Consider the following 18,676-nt stretch of genomic DNA (forward strand, 5'->3'; position numbering starts at 1 on the left):
CCACCCGGCAATCCAGCGTTGGGGATTTACACCGCGCGGAACGCGATTTCCCCCGGAATGACTTCGCCCTGCCAGTAAAGCTGCGCCGCAACGCGCCCCGCCAGCTGACGATACATATCCGCAAATTCGCTGTCCGGACGGCTCACCACGGTTGGTTTACCGCTGTCCAGATCTTCACGCAGCGTGATGTGCAGCGGCATCTGCCCCAGCAGCTGAGTGTGATACTGCGCCGCCAGCTTCTCCGCACCACCGGTACCGAAAATAGGCTCATGGTGTCCGCAGTTGCTGCAGATATGCATGCTCATGTTCTCAACGATACCCAGCACCGGTACTTCCACCTTCTCGAACATCACGATGCCTTTTTTGGCGTCGATCAGCGCGATATCCTGCGGCGTGGTCACGACAACCGCTCCCGTTACCGGAATGTTTTGCGCCAGCGTCAGCTGAATGTCGCCCGTGCCCGGCGGCATGTCCAGCACCAGATAATCCAGATCCGGCCACATGGTTTCCTGCAGCATCTGCATCAGCGCCTTGCTGGCCATCGGACCGCGCCAGACCATCGCGTTATCGTCGGTGACCAGATAACCAATCGAGTTGGTTGCCAGACCGTGCGCGATGATTGGCGCCATGTGGGTGCCGTCCGGCGAGGTTGGACGCTGGTTTTCCGCGCCCAGCATGTTTGGAATGGACGGGCCATAAATGTCCGCATCCAGAATACCGACTTTTGCCCCTTCCGCTGCCAGCGCGAGCGCCAGGTTTACAGCCGTGGAGGATTTACCCACCCCACCCTTGCCAGAGCTGACGGCAATAATGTTTTTTACGCCATTCACGCCAGGCTGGTTTTTCACGCGCTTCAGCGTGGCGATACTGTGGCTCAGCTTCCAGTCAATCGCCTTCGCACCGGTGATACGCAGCAGCTCCGAGCTGGTTTGCTCTTTCAGCGCGTCGAAGGCGCTGGTCCAGACGAAGGGCATCTGCAGCTCAATGTGCAGCGTATCGTCCAGCCAGGCAACGTGGTGTAACGCTTTCAGCGTCGTAAGATTGTGCTTCAGGGTTGGATGCTGAAAGTTAGCCAGCGTCCCGGCGACCATTGCTCGTAAGGCTTCCGGTGATTTGGCCTGGGATTGAGAACTCATCCCGACTCCTTTGTTCTTGTGAATAAGACCTTAGATGAACAAGTTTACCTGAAAGGCCGTGGTTTGTGCTTACTTAATAATGCCCCTTTTGGTAATATCAAAAACCCTTTTCACAGTTAAAAGAAGTAATGCCTACTATGACTCAAGTCGCGAAAAAAATTCTGGTAACGTGCGCACTGCCGTACGCCAACGGCTCAATCCACCTCGGCCACATGCTGGAGCATATCCAGGCTGATGTCTGGGTCCGTTACCAGCGAATGCGCGGCCACGAGGTTAACTTCATCTGTGCGGACGATGCTCACGGCACGCCGATCATGCTGAAAGCGCAGCAGCTGGGGATTTCCCCGGAGCAGATGATTGCCGAAATGAGTCAGGAGCATCAAACTGATTTTGCTGGCTTTGACATCAGCTATGACAACTATCACTCCACGCACAGCGACGAAAACCGCGAGCTGTCGGAGCTGATCTACACCCGTCTGAAAGAGAACGGTTTTATCAAAAACCGCACTATCTCTCAGCTGTACGATCCGGAAAAAGGCATGTTCCTGCCGGACCGCTTCGTCAAAGGCACCTGTCCGAAATGTAAATCCCCGGACCAGTACGGCGATAACTGCGAAGTGTGCGGCGCGACCTACAGCCCGACCGAGCTTATCGAGCCGAAATCCGTGGTATCCGGTGCAACGCCTGTGATGCGTGACTCCGAGCACTTCTTCTTCGACCTGCCATCCTTCAGCGAAATGCTGCAGGCATGGACCCGCAGCGGCGCGCTGCAGGAGCAGGTAGCGAACAAGATGCAGGAGTGGTTCGAATCCGGCCTGCAGCAATGGGATATCTCCCGCGATGCGCCGTACTTCGGCTTCGAAATCCCGAACGCGCCGGGCAAATACTTCTACGTCTGGCTGGACGCGCCAATCGGCTACATGGGCTCCTTCAAGAACCTGTGCGACAAGCGCGGCGATACCGTCAGCTTTGATGAATACTGGAAGAAAGATTCCACGGCCGAGCTGTACCACTTCATCGGTAAAGACATCGTTTATTTCCACAGCCTGTTCTGGCCAGCGATGCTGGAAGGCAGCAACTTCCGCAAGCCAACCAACCTGTTCGTTCACGGCTACGTGACGGTGAACGGCGCGAAGATGTCCAAATCTCGCGGTACGTTCATCAAGGCCAGCACCTGGCTGAACCACTTCGACGCGGACAGCCTGCGCTACTACTACACCGCGAAGCTCTCTTCCCGTATCGACGATATCGACCTGAACCTGGAAGATTTCGTGCAGCGCGTGAACGCGGACATCGTCAACAAGGTGGTGAACCTGGCGTCCCGTAACGCGGGCTTTATCGCCAAGCGTTTTGACGGCGTGATGGCGACTGAACTGGCTGACCCTGCCCTGTACCTAACCTTCACTGACGCAGCGGCGAGCATTGGCGAAGCCTGGGAAGCGCGCGAGTTCGGTAAAGCGGTGCGTGAAATCATGGCCCTGGCTGACCTGGCGAACCGCTATGTCGACGAGCAGGCCCCGTGGGTTGTCGCTAAGCAGGAAGGTCGCGATGCCGATCTGCAGGCCATCTGCTCTATGGGTATCAACCTGTTCCGCGTGCTGATGACCTACCTGAAGCCAGTTCTGCCACAGCTGGCTACCCGCGCTGAAGCGTTCCTGAACACCGAACTGACCTGGGATGCCATGGCGCAGCCGCTGCTCGGCCACAAGGTGAACACCTTCAAGGCGCTGTATAACCGCATCGAGATGAAACAGGTGGAAGCCCTGGTGGAAGCCTCTAAAGAAGAGGTGAAGGCGGCTGCGGCACCGGTTACCGGCCCGCTGGCAGACGACCCGATTCAGGAAACCATTACCTTTGACGATTTCGCCAAAGTCGACCTGCGCGTGGCGCTGATTGAAAACGCTGAGTTTGTGGAAGGCTCTGACAAGCTGCTGCGTCTGACGCTGGATCTGGGCGGCGAGAAGCGCAACGTCTTCTCTGGCATTCGTTCAGCGTATCCGGACCCGCAGGTGCTGATCGGTCGTCAGACCGTGATGGTGGCGAACCTGGCACCGCGCAAAATGCGTTTCGGCATCTCCGAGGGGATGGTGATGGCTGCAGGCCCTGGCGGGAAGGATATCTTCCTGTTAAGCCCAGACGAAGGCGCGAAGCCGGGTCAGCAGGTGAAATAACAAAAAAGCCGGAGATAATCTCCGGCTTTTTTTATGGTTTCGGGTGATGCACCCGGTGGGTCAGCCCGCGCAGCAAATTACGCAAAAACTGGTCGCCGCACTCGCGGTAGTTTTTATGGTCCGGCGCGCGCATCATGGCGGTCACTTCCGGCACCGACACGCGGTATTTTTGTTCGGTCATGATCGCGACAATATCGTCCGTTTTCAGCGAGAACGCGATGCGCAGCTTTTTCAGCACCGTGTTGTTGTTCACGCGACGCTCCAGCGCCAGCTCGGGCGCGGCCGGATCTTTGCCACGCTTATCGTAAATCAGGCCGTTCAGGAAACCCGACAGAATGATGTCGGGGCAGCGAACAAACCCCTCTTCGTCTTCTTTAGTCATCCAGGTATCGAAACCCGCAGACGTGGCTTCCATGTCGGACAACGCAAGAATGCGCACCATGTCGTTATTGTTTGCTTTCAGGGTGTAGCGCAGGCTACGAAGAATGTCATTACTAATCATGAGTGCCTTTAACTGTCGATGATGCAATGGCGCGCAGTGTACCAGTTTTACAGACCAATCGCCTCTTTCAAACTCTTCAGGTAGCGACGGCTGACGGGCACCGTTTGCCCGGCACGCAGCACCAGTTCGGCCTGGCCGTTATCTTCCAGGCGGATCTCCTTCAGGTGCGCCATGTTCACCAGATACTGACGATGGCAGCGGATCAGCGGCGTGCGGCTCTCCAGGGTGCGAAGCGTCAGCTCGGTAAAGCCTTCATTTCCCTCTGCGCTGGTGACATATACCCCGCTCAGACGGCTGCTGACAAAGGCCACGTCATCCATCTGCAGGAGATAGATGCGGCTGTGCCCGGTGCAGGGGATAAACTTCAGCGGCTGCTGGTTTTCCGGCAGCAGCGTCATATCCTGCACGGTACGCTCCTGGCGTAAACGGGTGAGCGTTTTATCCAGCCGTTTCTCTTCAATCGGTTTCAGCAGATAATCAAAGGCATGTTCTTCAAATGCCTTCACGGCATATTCATCAAAGGCTGTCAGAAAGACGATATAGGGGCGGTGCTCAGGATCAAGCATCCCGACCATCTCCAGCCCGCTGATGCGCGGCATCTGAATGTCGAGGAACAGCACGTCCGGACGCAGTTTGTGCACCGCACCGATGGCCTCAATGGCATTTGCGCACTCACCCACCACCTCGATATCGCTCTGCTCCTGCAATAGCACGCGCAGGTTTTCCCGTGCCAGCGGCTCGTCATCCACAATCAGCACTCTCAGCATGCGTTTTCCTCCAGCGGCAGTCGTAAGGTGATACGGGTAAATCGGTCGGGTTCACAGGCGACGGTAATGCCACAGTCGTCACCGAAATGCGCACGCAGGCGTTTATCCACCAGGCTCATCCCTAACCCCCCCGTGGCTGAAGGGACGTAGAGCCCGGCGTTATCCTCAATATCCAGCACCAGATGGTGGTTAAACTGGGTAGCAGAAATGGTGATCTCCCCGATGCCCAGCAGCTGCGATGTACCGTGCTTGATGGCATTTTCCACGATAGGCTGAAGGGTAAAAGCCGGAAGATGCTGGTACGCCAGCGCGTCCGGAACAGAGAGCGACACCTGCAGGCGAGACTGGAAGCGTGCCTGTTCAATCTGCAGGTACGCGTTAACGTGTTCAATCTCGTCGGCCAGGGTCACGATTTCGGAAGGCCGTTTTAGGTTCTTGCGGAAAAAGGTCGACAAAAACTGCACCAGCTGCGCGGCCTGATCGCTGTCGCGGCGGATAACCGCCTTCAGCGTATTAAGCGCGTTAAACAGGAAATGTGGATTGACCTGGGCGTGCAGGAGTTTGATCTCTGACTGCGTCAGCAGCGCTTTCTGCCTTTCATACTGCCCCGCCAGAATTTGCGCGGAAAGCAGCTGGGCAATCCCCTCCCCCAGCGTGCGGTTGATCGAGCTGAACAGGCGGTTTTTCGCTTCGTAGAGCTTAATCGTCCCCATCACCCGCTGATTTTCACCGCGTAGCGGGATCACCAGCGTCGAGCCAAGCTTGCACTGCGGATGAAGCGAGCAACGGTAGGGGATCTCATTCCCGTCGGCATACACCACTTCACCGGTTTCAATGGCGCGCAGGGTATAGGTTGATGAGATCGGTTTGCCCGGCAGATGGTGGTCGTCTCCGGTACCGGTAAACGCCAGCAGCTTTTCGCGGTCGGTAATGGCGACGGCACCGATATCCAGCTCCTTGTAGAGCACCTGCGCCACCTTCATGCTGTTTTCTTCGTTGAATCCCTGACGCAGGATCCCCTCCGTTGAGGCTGCAACTTTCAGGGCCGTCGCGGAAAACGCCGAGGTGTATTTCTCAAACATGGCGCGCTTGTCGAGCAGAATACGCATAAACAGCGCCGCGCCCACGGTATTGGTCACCATCATCGGAGCTGCAATATTGCTCACCAGGTGCAGCGCATCGTCAAACGGACGGGCAATCAGCAGGATAATCGCCATCTGCGCCATCTCTGCCACGAAGGTAATCGCACCGGCGGTAAGTGGGCTAAATACCTTATCCGGACGGCCGCGTTTGATCATGTAGCTGTGCACAAGGCCACCCAGCAGCCCTTCGACGATGGTGGAGATCATACAGCTCAGCGCCGTCATGCCGCCCATGGAATAGCGGTGCAGACCGCCGGTAAGCCCAACAAGGCCGCCGACAACGGGACCGCCAAGCAGGCCGCCCATCACCGCACCGATGGCGCGCGTATTGGCAATGGAATCTTCGATATGGAGACCAAAGTAGGTCCCCATAATGCAGAAAATGGAGAAGGTCACATAGCAAAGCAGCTTGTGCGGCAGACGGACGGTGACCTGCATCAGCGGAATGAACAGGCGCGTTTTACTCATCAACCAGGCGATGACAAGAAACACACACATCTGCTGAAGCAACAACAGCACCAGATTAAACTCGTACATACAAAAACCGCACATTCTAAAAACGCGTAACATACACTGATGCAGGTAAACTTTCTTTGAAGCGCGCCAAAAAAGCTGCAAATCGTGTCGGTCATCACAGCGTTTGCCGGACATCGCGCATGCTTCGAATTATTTGTTCAAAAAACGATCAACCCTTCCTGGTTCGGCAAAGTGGGTCTACAGTTAAGCTGGGGACGCGTAAGCCAGGGGGCGAATATGGCGCTTTACACAATAGGTGAAGTGGCACTCCTTTGTGATATCAATCCCGTTACCCTACGGGCGTGGCAGCGACGGTATGGATTACTTAAACCGCAGAGAACGGACGGTGGGCATCGTCTGTTCAACGAGGCCGATATCGACCGGATCCGCGAGATAAAAAGCTGGATCGACAACGGTGTGCAGGTCGGCAAAGTGAAATCCTTGCTTAGCCATGACGATCCGGACACCCAGCATCTCTGGCGTGAGCAACAGGAAGCACTGCTGCGGCTCCTGCAGGCGGGTAACCTGCAGCGCCTGCGCGCGTGGATAAAAGATCAAGGGCGTGATTATCCCGCGCAAACGCTGATCACCCATCTTTTCATTCCGCTCCGTCGACGCCTCCAGTGCCAACAGTCTACCCTGCAGGCACTGCTCAGCATGCTCGACGGCGTACTGATCAACTATATTGCCGTCTGCCTTGCCTCGGCGAAGAACAAGGCCGGAAAAGATGCGCTGGTGGTTGGCTGGAACGTGCACGACACCACGCGTCTGTGGCTGGAAGCCTGGATTGCCACCCAAAAAGGCTGGCGCGTGGATGTGCTCGCGCACTCGCTGGCCCAGCTACGGCCCGAGTTTTTTGACGGACAGACCCTGCTGGTCTGGTGTGGCGAAGTGCCGTCCGCCTCGCAGCAACAGCTGCTGACGGAATGGCGCGAGAATGGTTACCCGGTTTATTCCCTGGGCCCGGATGAGCCATAACGGCATTTAATGGTTCATTAACAGCTGCGCTTCACCGTATAATTGTTCCGTTAACAACAGGAGCACATGATGAAGGCAACTAAACTGGCGGTAATTACCCTTTTTGTCCTGATGGCCGTAAGCGGTATCGGCGGCGTGATGCTGGCGGGTTACTCGTTTATCGTCCGTGGCGGTGTCGGCTGAGATACTGAGCCAGGCGCTCGAAAAGGCGATCGACCACAATCGCCGCCAGTGCAACCAGTAGCGCACCCTGAATAATGTAGGCCGTATTAAATCCGCTTAAGCCGATAATAATCGGCGTTCCCAGCGTATTTGCCCCCACCGTCGAGGCGATAGTCGCCGTACCGATGTTGATAATCACCGACGTGCGTATTCCGGCGATAATGACCGGTGCCGCGAGCGGGAGTTCAACCTTGCGCAACCGCTGCCAGGCGCTCATGCCCATCCCTTCTGCTACGCTCAGCACCGATGCAGGCACCGCCGCAATACCGGCCAGGGTTCCCTGAAGTATCGGCAACACCCCGTATAAAATCAGCGCAATAATCGCCGGCTGCTGCCCAAAGCCAATAACCGGTACCGCAATCGCCAGCACCGCCACCGGCGGAAACGTCTGACCGATCGCCGCAATCGTCTCCACCAGCGGACGAAACTCGCGTCCCGATGGCCTTGTCACCGCGATCCCTGCCCCCACGCCGAGGACGATGGCAATGACGCTTGAGATCGTCACCAGCCAGGCGTGCGCCAGCGCAAGGTTGATAAAACTCTCCTGCTGATAGACCGGTCGCGGCAGGCCAGGAAAGAGCGAACTGAACAGCGCCGCGCTGTGCGGCATCAGAAAGAGCAGGCCGACGAAGAGCAGCGCCAGCCAGAGCAGCGGATCACGCATGACCTTCACGCGTCACCTCCCCGGCCAGCAGATCGCGAAAGTGCAATGCACCACAGGTTGTTCCCTGGCTGTTGGTCACCGGCAGGATCTCACATTGTCTGGCGACGAAAGCAGACAGCGCATCCCGCAGGCTCATCTGCTCCTGTAACGGTTCCCCGCTTAGCGGTGCATCCTGTCGGCGCATATAATCGCCAACGGTGCGCAAAGAGAGCAGCCTGACGCCCAGCTCGCTGCGGCCAAAAAATTCACGCACAAAGTCGTTCTTGGGCTGGCTCAACAGCGCAAGCGGCGTGCCCTGCTGTACCACCTCACCGTGGTCCATCAGCACCAGATGGTCAGCCAGGCGCAGCGCCTCATCAATGTCGTGCGTCACAAGGATAATGGTGCGCCCCAGAATGCGGTGGATGCGGGTCATCTCCGCCTGCAGCGCACCGCGTGTGACCGGATCCAGCGCGCCAAAAGGTTCATCCATCAGCAACACCTGCGGATTGGCCGCCAGCGCGCGCGCGACCCCAACCCGCTGCTGCTGTCCGCCGGAAAGCTGATGCGGGTAGCGGTCACGCAGTGTCGGCTCTAATCCCAGCAGGGCCATCAGCTCATCCACCCGCGCATGGGTTTTCGCCCGCGTCCATTTTTCCAGCTGCAGCACGGTGGCGATGTTCTGCGCCACGGTCCAGTGGGGGAACAGCCCGATAGACTGAATGGCATAGCCCATACGACGGCGCAACTCCAGTACCGGCAGGCTGCGGATCTCTTCCCCGGCAAAGCGAATCATCCCGCTATCGTGCTCAACCAGCCGGTTGATCATCTTCAGGGTGGTGGATTTTCCCGACCCCGATGTGCCGATCAATACCGAAAACGCCCCCTCGGCAAAATGCAGATTCAGGTGGCTTGCCGCCGGACGACCGGCAAAGGTTTTACTGACATCATGAAATTCAATCATTGGCTCTTCTCCCGAGCAGCGCGAGCCACAGGGCAAATAACGCATCCAATACAACCGCCAGCGCGATAGTGGGCACCACGCCCAATAAGACCAGGTCCAGCGCGCTGCTGAGTAGCCCCTGGAACACCAGCGCACCAAAACCGCCCGCACCAATGAGCGCTGCAATCACCGCCATCCCCACGGTTTGCACCGTCACCACCCGCAAGCTGCGAATTAACAGCGGAAGCGCAAGGGGTAACTGTATTTTCCAGAAACACTGCCGCGCGCTCATTCCCATCGCATGGGCACTTTCCAGCACATCCGGCGCAACCTGGCTTAAGCCCGCCACCACACCGCGCACCAGCGGCAGCAGCGCATAGAGCACCAGCGCGATCAGCGCGGGCGTGAGTCCGGTACCGGCAATGCCGATGTCCCCCAACGCGGGAAATGACCTCGCCAGACCGGCCAGCGGAGCAATGAGCAATCCAAACAGGGCCACGGAGGGAACCGTCTGAATGACGTTGAGAACGGTGAACACGCTCCCCTGTCGCGCCGGATGGCGATAGCACCAGATGCCCAGCGGGACGCCCAGAAGCAGCGCCGGGAAAAGCGTGCCAAAGAGGATCGTCAGATGTTGCGAGAGCGCATCATCAAACACCTCCTGGCGATTGGCGTACTCTTTTAACAACGAGAGATTATTCAGCTCACCGCTAAACAGGAGGACCAGAGGGATGAGCCAGATTTGCGCGTTCAGCAGCCAACGCCAGACGGGTACTGGCGTCAGGCGGCGAATGGCATCGCTACAGGCCAGCAGGCAGAGCGCCATCCACAGCCACAAACCGCTGCCGATGGACGTACGCGCCAGCGGGCTTTCCGCAGACATCATGAGCGTCGCCGACTGCCCTGCGCTCCAGAACAGCCCCAAAAAAAGGGCTTCACAGAGGAGCAGCGTCAGCCAGTGTGCGGCACGACCTGACCAGAGCGACAGGACGACGGTTGCGCCCAGCGCCACCGCCAGCAGCGCGGGCGAAAACGACCAAATCTGCCAAAGCGCGCGCCCTTCACCCGACATCAGCCGGTTAGGCGCGACGTTCACAAAAGGTAACGCGACCGCCGCGATGGCCACACAGGCCAACAGCAGCAGCACGCGGTTATGACATTGTATTGGCACAGCTTTATCCTGTTACTTCACAAACCCTTGTTGTTTCAGGAAGTCGGCCGCCACTTTTTTGGCATCCAGTCCCTCAACGGCAATGCTGGCGTTCAGCTGCTGCAGCGTTTTTTCATCCAGTTTTTCAAAGACCGGTTTGAGCCATTCTGCAATATCCGGGTAGGCTTTCAGCACCGCTTCGCGCACTACCGGGGTCGGGGCGTAAATCGGCTGGACGCCTTTCGGGTCGGTCAGGGTTTGCAGTCCAAGGGCCGCAACCGGGCCGTCGGTGCCGTAGGCCATCGCGGCATTCACGCCGGAGGTTTGCTGCGCGGCGGCTTTGATGGTCACTGCCGTATCACCGCCTGCCAGAGAGAGCAACTGGGCCTGGTCAAGCTTGAAGTCGTAGGCTTTTTCGAACGCAGGCAGCGCGTCAGGACGTTCGATAAATTCAGCCGACGCGGCGAGTTTGAAATCGCCCTTCTCTTTCAGGTAGCGGCTGAGATCCGCGAGCGAGGTCAGCTTGCCCTTCTCCGCCACGTCCTTACGCACCGCGATGGTCCAGGTATTGTTCGCAGGCGCAGGCGTCAACCAGACCAGTTTGTTCTGATCTGCGTCCAGTTTTTTGACTTTTTCATACCCGGCGCTGGCGTTTTTCCATGCCGGATCGTTCTCATCTTTGAAGAAGAATGCGCCGTTTCCAGTGTATTCAGGGTAGATATCCAGCTCGCCGGAGGTAATAGCACCGCGCACGACGGGCGTTGTACCGAGCTGAACTTTGTTGACCGTTTTGACCCCGTGGCTCTCAAGCACCTGCAAAATAATATTGCCGAGCAGCGCCCCTTCGGTATCAATCTTTGATCCCACTTTGACAGGCTCAGCCGCCTGAAGCGGCAGGCTAAGCGCGGCCAGTAACACCGCAGAGCCTAACATCCCCTTTTTAATCGTCATTCCGCTGTCCTCATTTTTTTATCGCCTTTTTCAGAGGCTTGAGAGAAAAGCGTAGCTTAAAACGGCGTGTTTAACCGTCAAAATGCCTTTTTAGCATAAGGTAAGACGCATCCCCCGTGAGGCGGGGGATGCGAAGGAAGGGAGGATTACTGCAGTTCGAACTCGCCTTTATTCACCCGGGCGGAATCCACGCCGATGAATACGTTAAACTTGCCGGGTTCCACAACGTATTTCATCTGCTGGTTCCAGAACTTCAGCGCATCGACGTCAATCGGGAAGCTTACGGTTTTGGTTTCGCCAGGCTTGAGTGACACCTTGTCGAAACCGCGCAGCTGCTTCACCGGACGGCTCATAGACGCGGTAACATCCTGAACGTACATCTGGATCACCGTCGCGCCTTCGCGCTTGCCGGTGTTGGTCACGTCCACGCTGGCGGTGACCTTGCCATCACGCTTCATGGTCGGCGCAGACATTTTCACATCAGAGACCTTAAAGGTGGTGTAGCTCAGACCGTAACCAAACGGATACAGCGGGCCGTTGGCTTCGTCGAAGTAGCGAGAGGTGTACTTGTTCGGCTTGTCGGCGTTATACGGACGACCGGTGTTCAGGTGGCTGTAGTACACCGGGATCTGCCCAACGGAGCGCGGGAAGGACATCGGCAGCTTGCCCGACGGGTTGTAATCGCCAAACAGCACGTCGGCAATAGCGTTACCGCCTTCAGTACCGGCGAACCAGGTTTCCAGAATAGCATCAGCCTGCTGGTCTTCTTTCACCAGCGCCAGCGGACGGCCGTTCATCAGCACCAGCACCAGCGGTTTGCCGGTCGCCTTCAGGGCAGCGATCAGATCGCGCTGGCTTTGCGGAATGGTGATATCGGTACGGCTGGAGGCCTCGTGCGCCATGCCCTGCGCTTCACCCACGACCGCGACAACGACGTCAGACGTCTTCGCCGCGTTAACCGCTTCGTCAATCATCTCTTTCGGCGTGCGCGGATCCACCTTCACCGCTTCCTCGTACTGATTGAGGAAGGTAACGATGTCTTTGTCGTCAGTGACGTTTGCGCCTTTGGCGTATACCACTTTCGCGTTTTCACCGACGGCATTTTTAATGCCGGTCAGCACGGTGACGGACTGATCCGCCACGCCAGCCGCAGACCAGCTGCCCATCACGTCGCGCTTGCTGTCGGCCAGCGGGCCCACCACGGCGATGGTGCCGGATTTTTTCAGCGGCAGCGTGTCGAGGCGGTTTTTCAGCAGCACCAGGCTTTCGCGCGCGACTTCACGCGCCTCTTTGCGGTGCAGACGGCTTTCGGCATTGGTGTCAGCCGGGTCAGAGTCCTTCGGTCCCAGATGGCTGTACGGATCGTTAAACAGCCCCATGTCATATTTCACGTTCAGCACGTGGCGCGTGGCATCGTCCAGCTCCGCCATCGTTACCTTGCCGCTCTTCACCAGCCCCGGCAGGTATTTGCTGTAGTACTCGTCGCTCATGCTCATGTTGATGCCGGACTTGAGCGCCACGCGCACCGCATCTTCCGGATCGGACGCCGTGCCGTGTTTGATCAGCTCTTTAATCGCGCCGTGGTCAGAGACGGTAATGCCCTTAAAGCCCCACTGGTCGCGCAGCACGTCTTTAAGCAGCCAGGAATCGGACGTCGCTGGCGTGCCGTTCAGCGAGTTCAGCGCCACCATCACCGCGCCGCTACCCGCATCCAGCCCTGCCTTGTATGGCGGCATGTAGTCGTTGAACAGGCGCTGCGGGCTCATGTCGACGGTGTTGTACTCTTTACCGCCTTCAACCGCGCCGTAGGCCGCAAAATGCTTCACGCTGGTCATCACCGAGTAGCGGTCGGCCGGGCTTTTGCCCTGCATCGCTTCCACCATGGTTTTACCCATTGTGGCCGTTAAATAGGTATCTTCGCCAAAGCCTTCCGACGCGCGGCCCCAGCGCGGATCGCGGGAGACGTCGACCATCGGCGCCCAGGTCATGTTCAGGCCATCGTCCGCCGCTTCATACGCCGACACGCGCCCGACGGTTTTCACCGCGTCGAGGTTAAAGGAGGAGGCTAACCCGAGGCTAATCGGGAAGACGGTACGCTGGCCGTGCAGCACGTCATAGGCAAAGAAGAGAGGGATCTTCAGGCGGCTGAGTTCCATCACCTGATCCTGCATTTTACGGATATCCTGACGGGTGACGGTGTTAAAAATCGCCCCCACCTGGCTCTCTTTAATCATCTCACGGATGGCCTCTTTCGGGTTATCCGGGCCGACGCTGATAAGACGCAGTTGACCGATTTTCTCATCAACCGTCATCTTTTTGAGCAATTCCGTGACAAACGCGTCGCGGGCTTCAGGCGTGAGCGGGTGATTACCAAACAAATCCTCTGCGAGCGCAGGTTGCAGCGCCAGGCTGACGGCGACACCTACAGAACATAGCCATTTCATGTCGTTATACTCTCTCATCAATAACCGCCGGACGATCTCGGCCATACCGTGCGAAAAGCGCAGTGTGCCACAAACCCTTTGAACCTTGCAGGGTTATTCTCTGATTTTTCTCGTGAATACTCGACCGCTTAACAGTTAATCGCGCTATGCTTTACAACGAGAAATTTGCCCCACCACAAGGAGTGGAAGATGTCTTCTGTTCGAACTGACGATAACAATACTTTTATTAACGAACTGTCGCGCCTGGTTGGTCACTCTCACCTGCTTACTGACCCGGCTAAAACCGCCCGCTACCGCAAGGGTTTCCGTTCCGGCCAGGGCGATGCGCTGGCGGTGGTCTTCCCCGGCACGCTGCTTGAGCTGTGGCGCGTGCTGAGCGCCTGCGTCGCCGCCGACAAGATTATTTTAATGCAGGCCGCCAATACCGGCCTGACCGAAGGCTCCACGCCGAACGGCAATGATTACGATCGTGACATCGTGATTATCAGCACTCTGCGCCTCGACAAACTTCACCTGCTGGACAAAGGCGAACAGGTGCTGGCCTTCCCCGGCACCACGCTCTACACGCTGGAAAAAGCGCTTAAGCCGCTGGGACGCGAGCCACACTCGGTGATCGGCTCCTCCTGTATTGGCGCGTCGGTGATCGGCGGGATCTGCAATAACTCCGGCGGCTCGCTGGTGCAGCGCGGCCCGGCGTATACCGAGATGTCGCTGTATGCCCGCATCGACGAAAACGGCAAGCTGACGCTGGTGAACCATCTGGGTATCGATCTCGGCGTGACGCCGGAGCAGATCCTGAGCAAGCTTGACGATGACCGCGTGAAGGACGAAGACGTTCAGCACGATGGCCGCCACGCGCACGATCATGATTACGTCACCCGCGTGCGGGATATCGACGCCGACACCCCGGCGCGCTATAACGCTGACCCGGACCGCCTGTTTGAATCCTCCGGCTGCGCGGGCAAGCTCGCTGTTTTTGCCGTGCGTCTTGATACCTTCCCGGCAGAGAAAAAGCAGCAGGTGTTTTACATCGGCACCAATCAGCCCGAGGTGTTGACCGAAATCCGTCGTCATATTCTGGGCGAATTTACCCACCTGCCGGTCGCGGGCGAATATATGCACCGGGATATATACGACATCGCCGAGCGCTACGGGAAAGACACCTTCCTGATGATCGACAAGCTCGGCACCGACAAAATGCCGTTCTTCTTCACCATGAAGGGCCGCACCGACGCGATGCTCGATAAAGTGTCGCTGTTCAAACCGCACTTCACCGACCGCTTTATGCAGAAGCTGGGCAACGTTTTTCCGGCGCACTTACCGGAGCAAATGAAAACCTGGCGCGATAAGTATGAGCACCACCTGCTGCTGAAGATGGCCGGAGACGGGATTGCTGAAGCACAAAACTGGCTGACCGAGTTCTTCAAGACGGCTGAGGGTGATTTCTTTGCCTGCACGCCGGAAGAAGGCAGCAAAGCCTTCCTGCATCGTTTCGCCGCCGCAGGCGCAGCCATCCGTTATCAGGCGGTGCATTCCGAAGAGGTGGAAGATATTCTGGCGCTGGATATCGCCCTGCGACGCAACGATACCGAATGGTTTGAGCACCTGCCGCCGGAGATCGACAGCAAGCTGGTGCACAAGCTCTATTACGGCCACTTTATGTGCTACGTCTTCCATCAGGATTACATCGTTAAAAAAGGCGTTGACGCGCACGCGCTTAAAGAGCAGATGCTCGCCCTGTTACATGAACGTGGCGCGCAATATCCTGCAGAACACAACGTCGGACATCTTTATAAAGCCCCTGACGCACTTAAGCAGTTTTATCGCGAGAATGACCCTACAAATAGTATGAATCCCGGCATTGGTAAGACAACGCGGAAGAAATACTGGAAAGAAGAGGCAGATGCGGAGCAGCCCATAACGCAAGCATCTGATTAATTCATACAGCCATATTTGAGAGATTGTTAAGCGCTCCTTAATCGTACTAGAGTAGCGATCTGTCGCCGGAGAGACGTTTCTCCGGCATTCTACGATAAGGAGCGGGCACATCATGTCGGCTGTAGATATTTTATCCGAAACCGAACTGGAGGTGCGTGATGCCCTGCCAGATGATGCGCATGCCATCTCGGCCATCTATGCATGGCATGTACTCCATGGTCGCGCATCCTTCGAAGAAGTTCCCCCCACCGTAGACGAAATGCGTCATCGTATGAAAAGCGTGGCGGAGAACGGTTTACCGTGGCTTATCGCGCTGTATCGCGGCATTGTCGTGGGCTATTGCTACGCCACCCCATACCGTCCGCGACAGGCTTATCGCTATACGCTGGAAGAATCAATCTATGTGGATGCCAGCACTACGGGCCGTGGATTTGGCTCGACGTTGCTGAGCGCGCTGATCGCACGCTGCGAGCAGGGCCCGTGGCGGCAGATGATTGCCGTTGTGGGTGACGGGAATAACAACTCGGGCTCGCTGCGCTTACATAAAAAGCACGGTTTTGATGTCGTGGGTCAATTGCGAAGCGTTGGGTATAAGAAAGGCGACTGGCGGGATACGTTGATAATGCAGCGCCCGCTCAACGACGGTGACTGGACGCTGCCGGAGTAGGCGCTTTCGCCCGGTGGCGCTTCGCTTACCGGGCCTACGTGTCGAGGTCTTTGTAGGCCGGGTAAGGCGAAGCCGCCACCCGGCGCTGACAGACGACTCAGTCGTTCTGCGCCGTCGCCATCTGTTCCGCTTTCTGCTTTTTATACGTCAATGCCGCGGCCGGAACTGGCTGCACTTTCCCTGTCTCAATCCAGGTGCGCAGACGGCTGGCATCGGCAAAGTGGGTATATTTGCCGAAGGCATCCATCACCACCAGCGCCACCGGCTTACCGTTAAATACCGTGCGCATCACCAGACAGTGTCCTGCCGCGTTGGTAAAGCCAGTTTTGGTTAACTGGATATTCCAGTTCTCGCGATACACCAGATGGTTAGTGTTGCGGAACGGCAGCGTGTAGGACGGGTTAGAGAACGTCGCCATGTCCTCACGCGTGGTGCTGAGCTGGCCGAGCAGCGGGTACTGCTTGCTGGCAATCAGCATCTTCGTCAGGTCACGCGCCGTTGAGACGTTATGAATCGACAGCCCGGTCGGCTCCACGTAGCGGGTGTTGGTCATCCCCAGCGATTTGGCTTTGGCATTCATCGCGCGAATAAACGCATCATAGCCGCCCGGATAGTGGTGCGCCAGGCTGGCTGCCGCGCGGTTTTCGGACGACATCAGCGCCAGCAGCAGCATGTCCTTACGGCTGATTTCACTGTTCAGACGCACGCGGGAGTAGACGCCTTTCATTTCCGGCGTGTGGCTGATATCGACCTTCAGTTTTTCATCCAGCGGCAGTCGTGCATCAAGCACCACCATCGCGGTCATTAATTTGGTAATGGAGGCGATCGGACGCACCAGATCCGGGTGGCTGGCATAGATCACTTTGTTGGTGTTGAGATCGACGATCATCGCGCTGCCGGAGGCAATTTGCGGTTGTGCCGCCGCGGAGGTCACCGCAGGCGTTTTGGCGATGGCTGGCGCGGCAGCGGACGCACCCAGCAGCAGCGCCAGGCTCAGTAATGAAACTCGGAATTTCAGCATGGTGAGACTTCTGATAATTATTCACGCACGTAATGACGTACACCGCCTGCGTCAACGGATAAACGCAGGCTGGCATCGGCATCATAGCGGTCACCGTGCGTTGTCGCCAGCGGAGAATCGTGAACAGATGCTGCATTGCTGGCATTTACGCCAGCAATGCAGTGAGCTTAAAAGAGACGGTATCCATAACCCCACAGAATAACCGTCAGAGCCAGTAACGCCTCCAGGACCAGAACCCCGATGGCAAGCGTGGAGCTGGAGAAGCTCAGGCCCTCTTCTTTATTGATATTCAGGAAGGTTGGCACCCCCACATACAGCAGATAACCTGTGTAAAAGAGGGCAACAGTACCGATCAGCGCGCACAGCCAGACCAGTGGATAGAGCGCAACAATACCGCTTAAGAACAGCGGGGTCGCGACATATCCGGCAAAGACCATACAGTGGGCCAGCGACGGACGCTGCGGGTAGTTTCGCGCCATCCAGTGAATAACGCGCCCCATCACCGCCACACCCGCCAGCATCAGGCCGTAAAAGATGACGGCAAGATACAGCCCGGTAAACCAGGAGAGCTGAACCACGGTGCCATCACCAAAGTTCCAGCCGATTTGTGTTGTGCCTATAAACGCACAAATTACCGGCACCGCTGCCATCAGCAGCACATGGTGCGTGTAATGATGCGCGACCGTTTCGTTCTCGCTTCTGATCACGTGCATTTCACGATCGGGATGGGAGAAGAGTCCCCAGACATGGTTCATAGCGCCCCCTTGTTGTCGGCCCGTCAGCGATACTCTAAGTATAATGCAGGCTTTAGATTATTTTATGTACAGCGGGAAAATTCCGTTGATTGCCGCACGGTTGATTCTGGGGGTATATGATTAAAGCAGGCTCGAACAGGGAGATAACTCAGACGTAATGGATATCAACGGACTCATTGAACAATATGGATATGCCGCGCTGGTCATCGGTAGCGTGGCAGAAGGCGAAACCATCACGCTGTTAGGTGGCATTGCGGCGCATCAGGGATTGCTGAAATTCCCGCTGGTCGTCGCCGCGGTCGCGCTGGGCGGGATGATTGGCGATCAGCTGCTCTACTTTTTGGGGCTGCGCTTCGGGCCGACGCTGCTTAAGCGTTTCGCAAAGCATCAAAAGAAAATCCGCCGCGCTCAGCGCCTCATTCAGCGTCATCCCTATCTGTTCGTCATTGGCACCCGCTTTATGTACGGCTTTCGCATTATCGGGCCGATTCTGATCGGTGCCAGCCGTCTACCGCCCAAAATATTTCTGCCGCTCAATATTGTAGGCGCGATTGCCTGGGCGCTGATTTTCACCACGCTCGGCTACGTGGGCGGAGAGGTGATCGGACCGTGGCTGCATAATCTCGATCAGCATATTAAACACTGGGCGTGGCTGATTCTGGTGGTTGTGGCGGTGATTGGGGTCAGGCTGTGGATGCGGCACAGGGAGAAGAGGCGGGATGAGGATTAG

At 57.2% G+C, this 18,676-nt stretch carries 17 protein-coding genes; 6 read left to right on the plus strand and 11 right to left on the minus strand.

Going from position 1 to position 18,676, the window contains the following annotated elements:
• Positions 1 to 26 precede the first annotated feature (26 nt).
• Positions 27 to 1,136, minus strand: coding sequence for an iron-sulfur cluster carrier protein ApbC (apbC, locus tag ACTJJA_RS13270; RefSeq protein ID WP_440668425.1), 1,110 nt, complete (start codon positions 1,134 to 1,136; stop codon positions 27 to 29).
• A 137-nt stretch (positions 1,137 to 1,273) separates the two neighbouring features.
• Between apbC and metG the strand changes: the two genes are divergently transcribed.
• Complete coding sequence (gene metG / locus ACTJJA_RS13275) at positions 1,274 to 3,307, plus strand: methionine--tRNA ligase (protein ID WP_440668426.1); 2,034 nt, start codon at positions 1,274 to 1,276, stop codon at positions 3,305 to 3,307.
• 31 nt (positions 3,308 to 3,338) lie between these two features.
• On the opposite strand, the gene ACTJJA_RS13280 is transcribed toward metG, so the two are convergent.
• Genes ACTJJA_RS13280 through ACTJJA_RS13290 form a run of 3 tightly spaced genes read right to left on the minus strand, consistent with a single transcriptional unit; the run spans position 3,339 to position 6,255 of the window.
• Entirely contained in the window at positions 3,339 to 3,809 is a 471-nt protein-coding gene (locus tag ACTJJA_RS13280) for a DUF1456 family protein (protein WP_440668427.1), read from the minus strand.
• Positions 3,810 to 3,856: 47 nt separating this feature from the next.
• Positions 3,857 to 4,576 carry a two-component system response regulator BtsR gene (gene btsR, locus ACTJJA_RS13285; protein ID WP_100165889.1) on the minus strand — a complete coding sequence of 240 codons (720 nt, stop codon included), beginning with the start codon at positions 4,574 to 4,576 and terminating at the stop codon, positions 3,857 to 3,859.
• Entirely contained in the window at positions 4,570 to 6,255 is a 1,686-nt protein-coding gene (locus ACTJJA_RS13290; protein WP_440668428.1) for a LytS/YhcK type 5TM receptor domain-containing protein, read from the minus strand. The genes btsR and ACTJJA_RS13290 overlap by 7 nt, the downstream gene beginning before the upstream one ends.
• A gap of 216 nt (positions 6,256 to 6,471) precedes the next feature.
• Between ACTJJA_RS13290 and mlrA the strand changes: the two genes are divergently transcribed.
• Positions 6,472 to 7,212 (plus strand): HTH-type transcriptional regulator MlrA, encoded by a 741-nt coding sequence (gene mlrA, locus ACTJJA_RS13295; RefSeq protein ID WP_010433616.1) that lies wholly within the window; start codon positions 6,472 to 6,474, stop codon positions 7,210 to 7,212.
• A 69-nt stretch (positions 7,213 to 7,281) separates the two neighbouring features.
• On the plus strand, positions 7,282 to 7,395 hold the full coding sequence (locus tag ACTJJA_RS13300; protein ID WP_010433613.1) for a protein YohO: 114 nt from the start codon (positions 7,282 to 7,284) through the stop codon (positions 7,393 to 7,395).
• On the opposite strand, the gene ACTJJA_RS13305 is transcribed toward ACTJJA_RS13300, so the two are convergent.
• The 5 genes from ACTJJA_RS13305 to bglX all read right to left on the minus strand — a co-directional run bounded on the left by ACTJJA_RS13305 (position 7,370) and on the right by bglX (position 13,565).
• Positions 7,370 to 8,107, minus strand: coding sequence for an ABC transporter permease (locus tag ACTJJA_RS13305; RefSeq protein ID WP_440668429.1), 738 nt, complete (start codon positions 8,105 to 8,107; stop codon positions 7,370 to 7,372). The two genes, ACTJJA_RS13300 and ACTJJA_RS13305, sit on opposite strands and share 26 nt — an antisense overlap.
• Complete coding sequence (locus ACTJJA_RS13310) at positions 8,091 to 9,041, minus strand: ABC transporter ATP-binding protein (protein WP_089597976.1); 951 nt, start codon at positions 9,039 to 9,041, stop codon at positions 8,091 to 8,093. The genes ACTJJA_RS13305 and ACTJJA_RS13310 overlap by 17 nt, the downstream gene beginning before the upstream one ends.
• On the minus strand, positions 9,034 to 10,191 hold the full coding sequence (locus tag ACTJJA_RS13315) for an ABC transporter permease (protein WP_440668430.1): 1,158 nt from the start codon (positions 10,189 to 10,191) through the stop codon (positions 9,034 to 9,036). The genes ACTJJA_RS13310 and ACTJJA_RS13315 overlap by 8 nt, the downstream gene beginning before the upstream one ends.
• A gap of 12 nt (positions 10,192 to 10,203) precedes the next feature.
• Positions 10,204 to 11,121: a glycine betaine ABC transporter substrate-binding protein OsmF gene (osmF, locus tag ACTJJA_RS13320; RefSeq protein ID WP_440668431.1), complete on the minus strand. Its 918-nt coding sequence runs from the start codon at positions 11,119 to 11,121 to the stop codon at positions 10,204 to 10,206.
• A gap of 146 nt (positions 11,122 to 11,267) precedes the next feature.
• The gene (gene bglX, locus ACTJJA_RS13325; protein ID WP_440668566.1) at positions 11,268 to 13,565 is read right to left on the minus strand and encodes a beta-glucosidase BglX; all 2,298 of its coding nucleotides are present in this window, start codon (positions 13,563 to 13,565) and stop codon (positions 11,268 to 11,270) included.
• A 189-nt stretch (positions 13,566 to 13,754) separates the two neighbouring features.
• Here bglX and dld point away from each other — a divergent pair, with 189 nt between their 5' ends.
• On the plus strand, positions 13,755 to 15,503 hold the full coding sequence (gene dld, locus ACTJJA_RS13330) for a D-lactate dehydrogenase (RefSeq protein WP_440668432.1): 1,749 nt from the start codon (positions 13,755 to 13,757) through the stop codon (positions 15,501 to 15,503).
• A 112-nt stretch (positions 15,504 to 15,615) separates the two neighbouring features.
• Positions 15,616 to 16,170, plus strand: a complete 555-nt coding sequence (locus tag ACTJJA_RS13335; protein ID WP_440668433.1) for an N-acetyltransferase family protein — start codon at positions 15,616 to 15,618, stop codon at positions 16,168 to 16,170.
• 97 nt (positions 16,171 to 16,267) lie between these two features.
• Here ACTJJA_RS13335 and pbpG read toward each other — a convergent pair whose 3' ends face one another.
• Together pbpG and ACTJJA_RS13345 are read right to left on the minus strand one after the other, a co-directional pair.
• Positions 16,268 to 17,191 carry a D-alanyl-D-alanine endopeptidase gene (pbpG, locus tag ACTJJA_RS13340; RefSeq protein ID WP_010433590.1) on the minus strand — a complete coding sequence of 308 codons (924 nt, stop codon included), beginning with the start codon at positions 17,189 to 17,191 and terminating at the stop codon, positions 16,268 to 16,270.
• Positions 17,192 to 17,358: 167 nt separating this feature from the next.
• Complete coding sequence (locus ACTJJA_RS13345) at positions 17,359 to 17,946, minus strand: Yip1 family protein (protein ID WP_010433589.1); 588 nt, start codon at positions 17,944 to 17,946, stop codon at positions 17,359 to 17,361.
• 157 nt (positions 17,947 to 18,103) lie between these two features.
• On the opposite strand from ACTJJA_RS13345, the gene ACTJJA_RS13350 reads away from it, so the two are divergent.
• Positions 18,104 to 18,676, plus strand: a complete 573-nt coding sequence (locus tag ACTJJA_RS13350; RefSeq protein WP_440668434.1) for a DedA family protein — start codon at positions 18,104 to 18,106, stop codon at positions 18,674 to 18,676.

The sequence above is a fragment of the Enterobacter sp. 22452 genome (genome assembly GCF_052045065.1).
GTDB classification, from domain to species: domain Bacteria; phylum Pseudomonadota; class Gammaproteobacteria; order Enterobacterales; family Enterobacteriaceae; genus Enterobacter; species Enterobacter mori.

Excerpts from the sequence above, each read along its gene's own strand:
- apbC (WP_440668425.1), bottom strand. The coding sequence starts at position 1,136 with ATGAGTTCTCAATCCCAGGCCAAATCACCGGAAGCCTTACGAGCAATG.
- metG (WP_440668426.1), top strand. The coding sequence starts at position 1,274 with ATGACTCAAGTCGCGAAAAAAATTCTGGTAACGTGCGCACTGCCGTAC.
- ACTJJA_RS13280 (WP_440668427.1), bottom strand. The coding sequence starts at position 3,809 with ATGATTAGTAATGACATTCTTCGTAGCCTGCGCTACACCCTGAAAGCA.
- btsR (WP_100165889.1), bottom strand. The coding sequence starts at position 4,576 with ATGCTGAGAGTGCTGATTGTGGATGACGAGCCGCTGGCACGGGAAAAC.
- ACTJJA_RS13290 (WP_440668428.1), bottom strand. The coding sequence starts at position 6,255 with ATGTACGAGTTTAATCTGGTGCTGTTGTTGCTTCAGCAGATGTGTGTG.
- mlrA (WP_010433616.1), top strand. The coding sequence starts at position 6,472 with ATGGCGCTTTACACAATAGGTGAAGTGGCACTCCTTTGTGATATCAAT.
- ACTJJA_RS13300 (WP_010433613.1), top strand. The coding sequence starts at position 7,282 with ATGAAGGCAACTAAACTGGCGGTAATTACCCTTTTTGTCCTGATGGCC.
- ACTJJA_RS13310 (WP_089597976.1), bottom strand. The coding sequence starts at position 9,041 with ATGATTGAATTTCATGATGTCAGTAAAACCTTTGCCGGTCGTCCGGCG.
- osmF (WP_440668431.1), bottom strand. The coding sequence starts at position 11,121 with ATGACGATTAAAAAGGGGATGTTAGGCTCTGCGGTGTTACTGGCCGCG.
- bglX (WP_440668566.1), bottom strand. The coding sequence starts at position 13,565 with ATGAAATGGCTATGTTCTGTAGGTGTCGCCGTCAGCCTGGCGCTGCAA.
- dld (WP_440668432.1), top strand. The coding sequence starts at position 13,755 with ATGTCTTCTGTTCGAACTGACGATAACAATACTTTTATTAACGAACTG.
- ACTJJA_RS13335 (WP_440668433.1), top strand. The coding sequence starts at position 15,616 with ATGTCGGCTGTAGATATTTTATCCGAAACCGAACTGGAGGTGCGTGAT.
- pbpG (WP_010433590.1), bottom strand. The coding sequence starts at position 17,191 with ATGCTGAAATTCCGAGTTTCATTACTGAGCCTGGCGCTGCTGCTGGGT.
- ACTJJA_RS13345 (WP_010433589.1), bottom strand. The coding sequence starts at position 17,946 with ATGAACCATGTCTGGGGACTCTTCTCCCATCCCGATCGTGAAATGCAC.
- ACTJJA_RS13350 (WP_440668434.1), top strand. The coding sequence starts at position 18,104 with ATGGATATCAACGGACTCATTGAACAATATGGATATGCCGCGCTGGTC.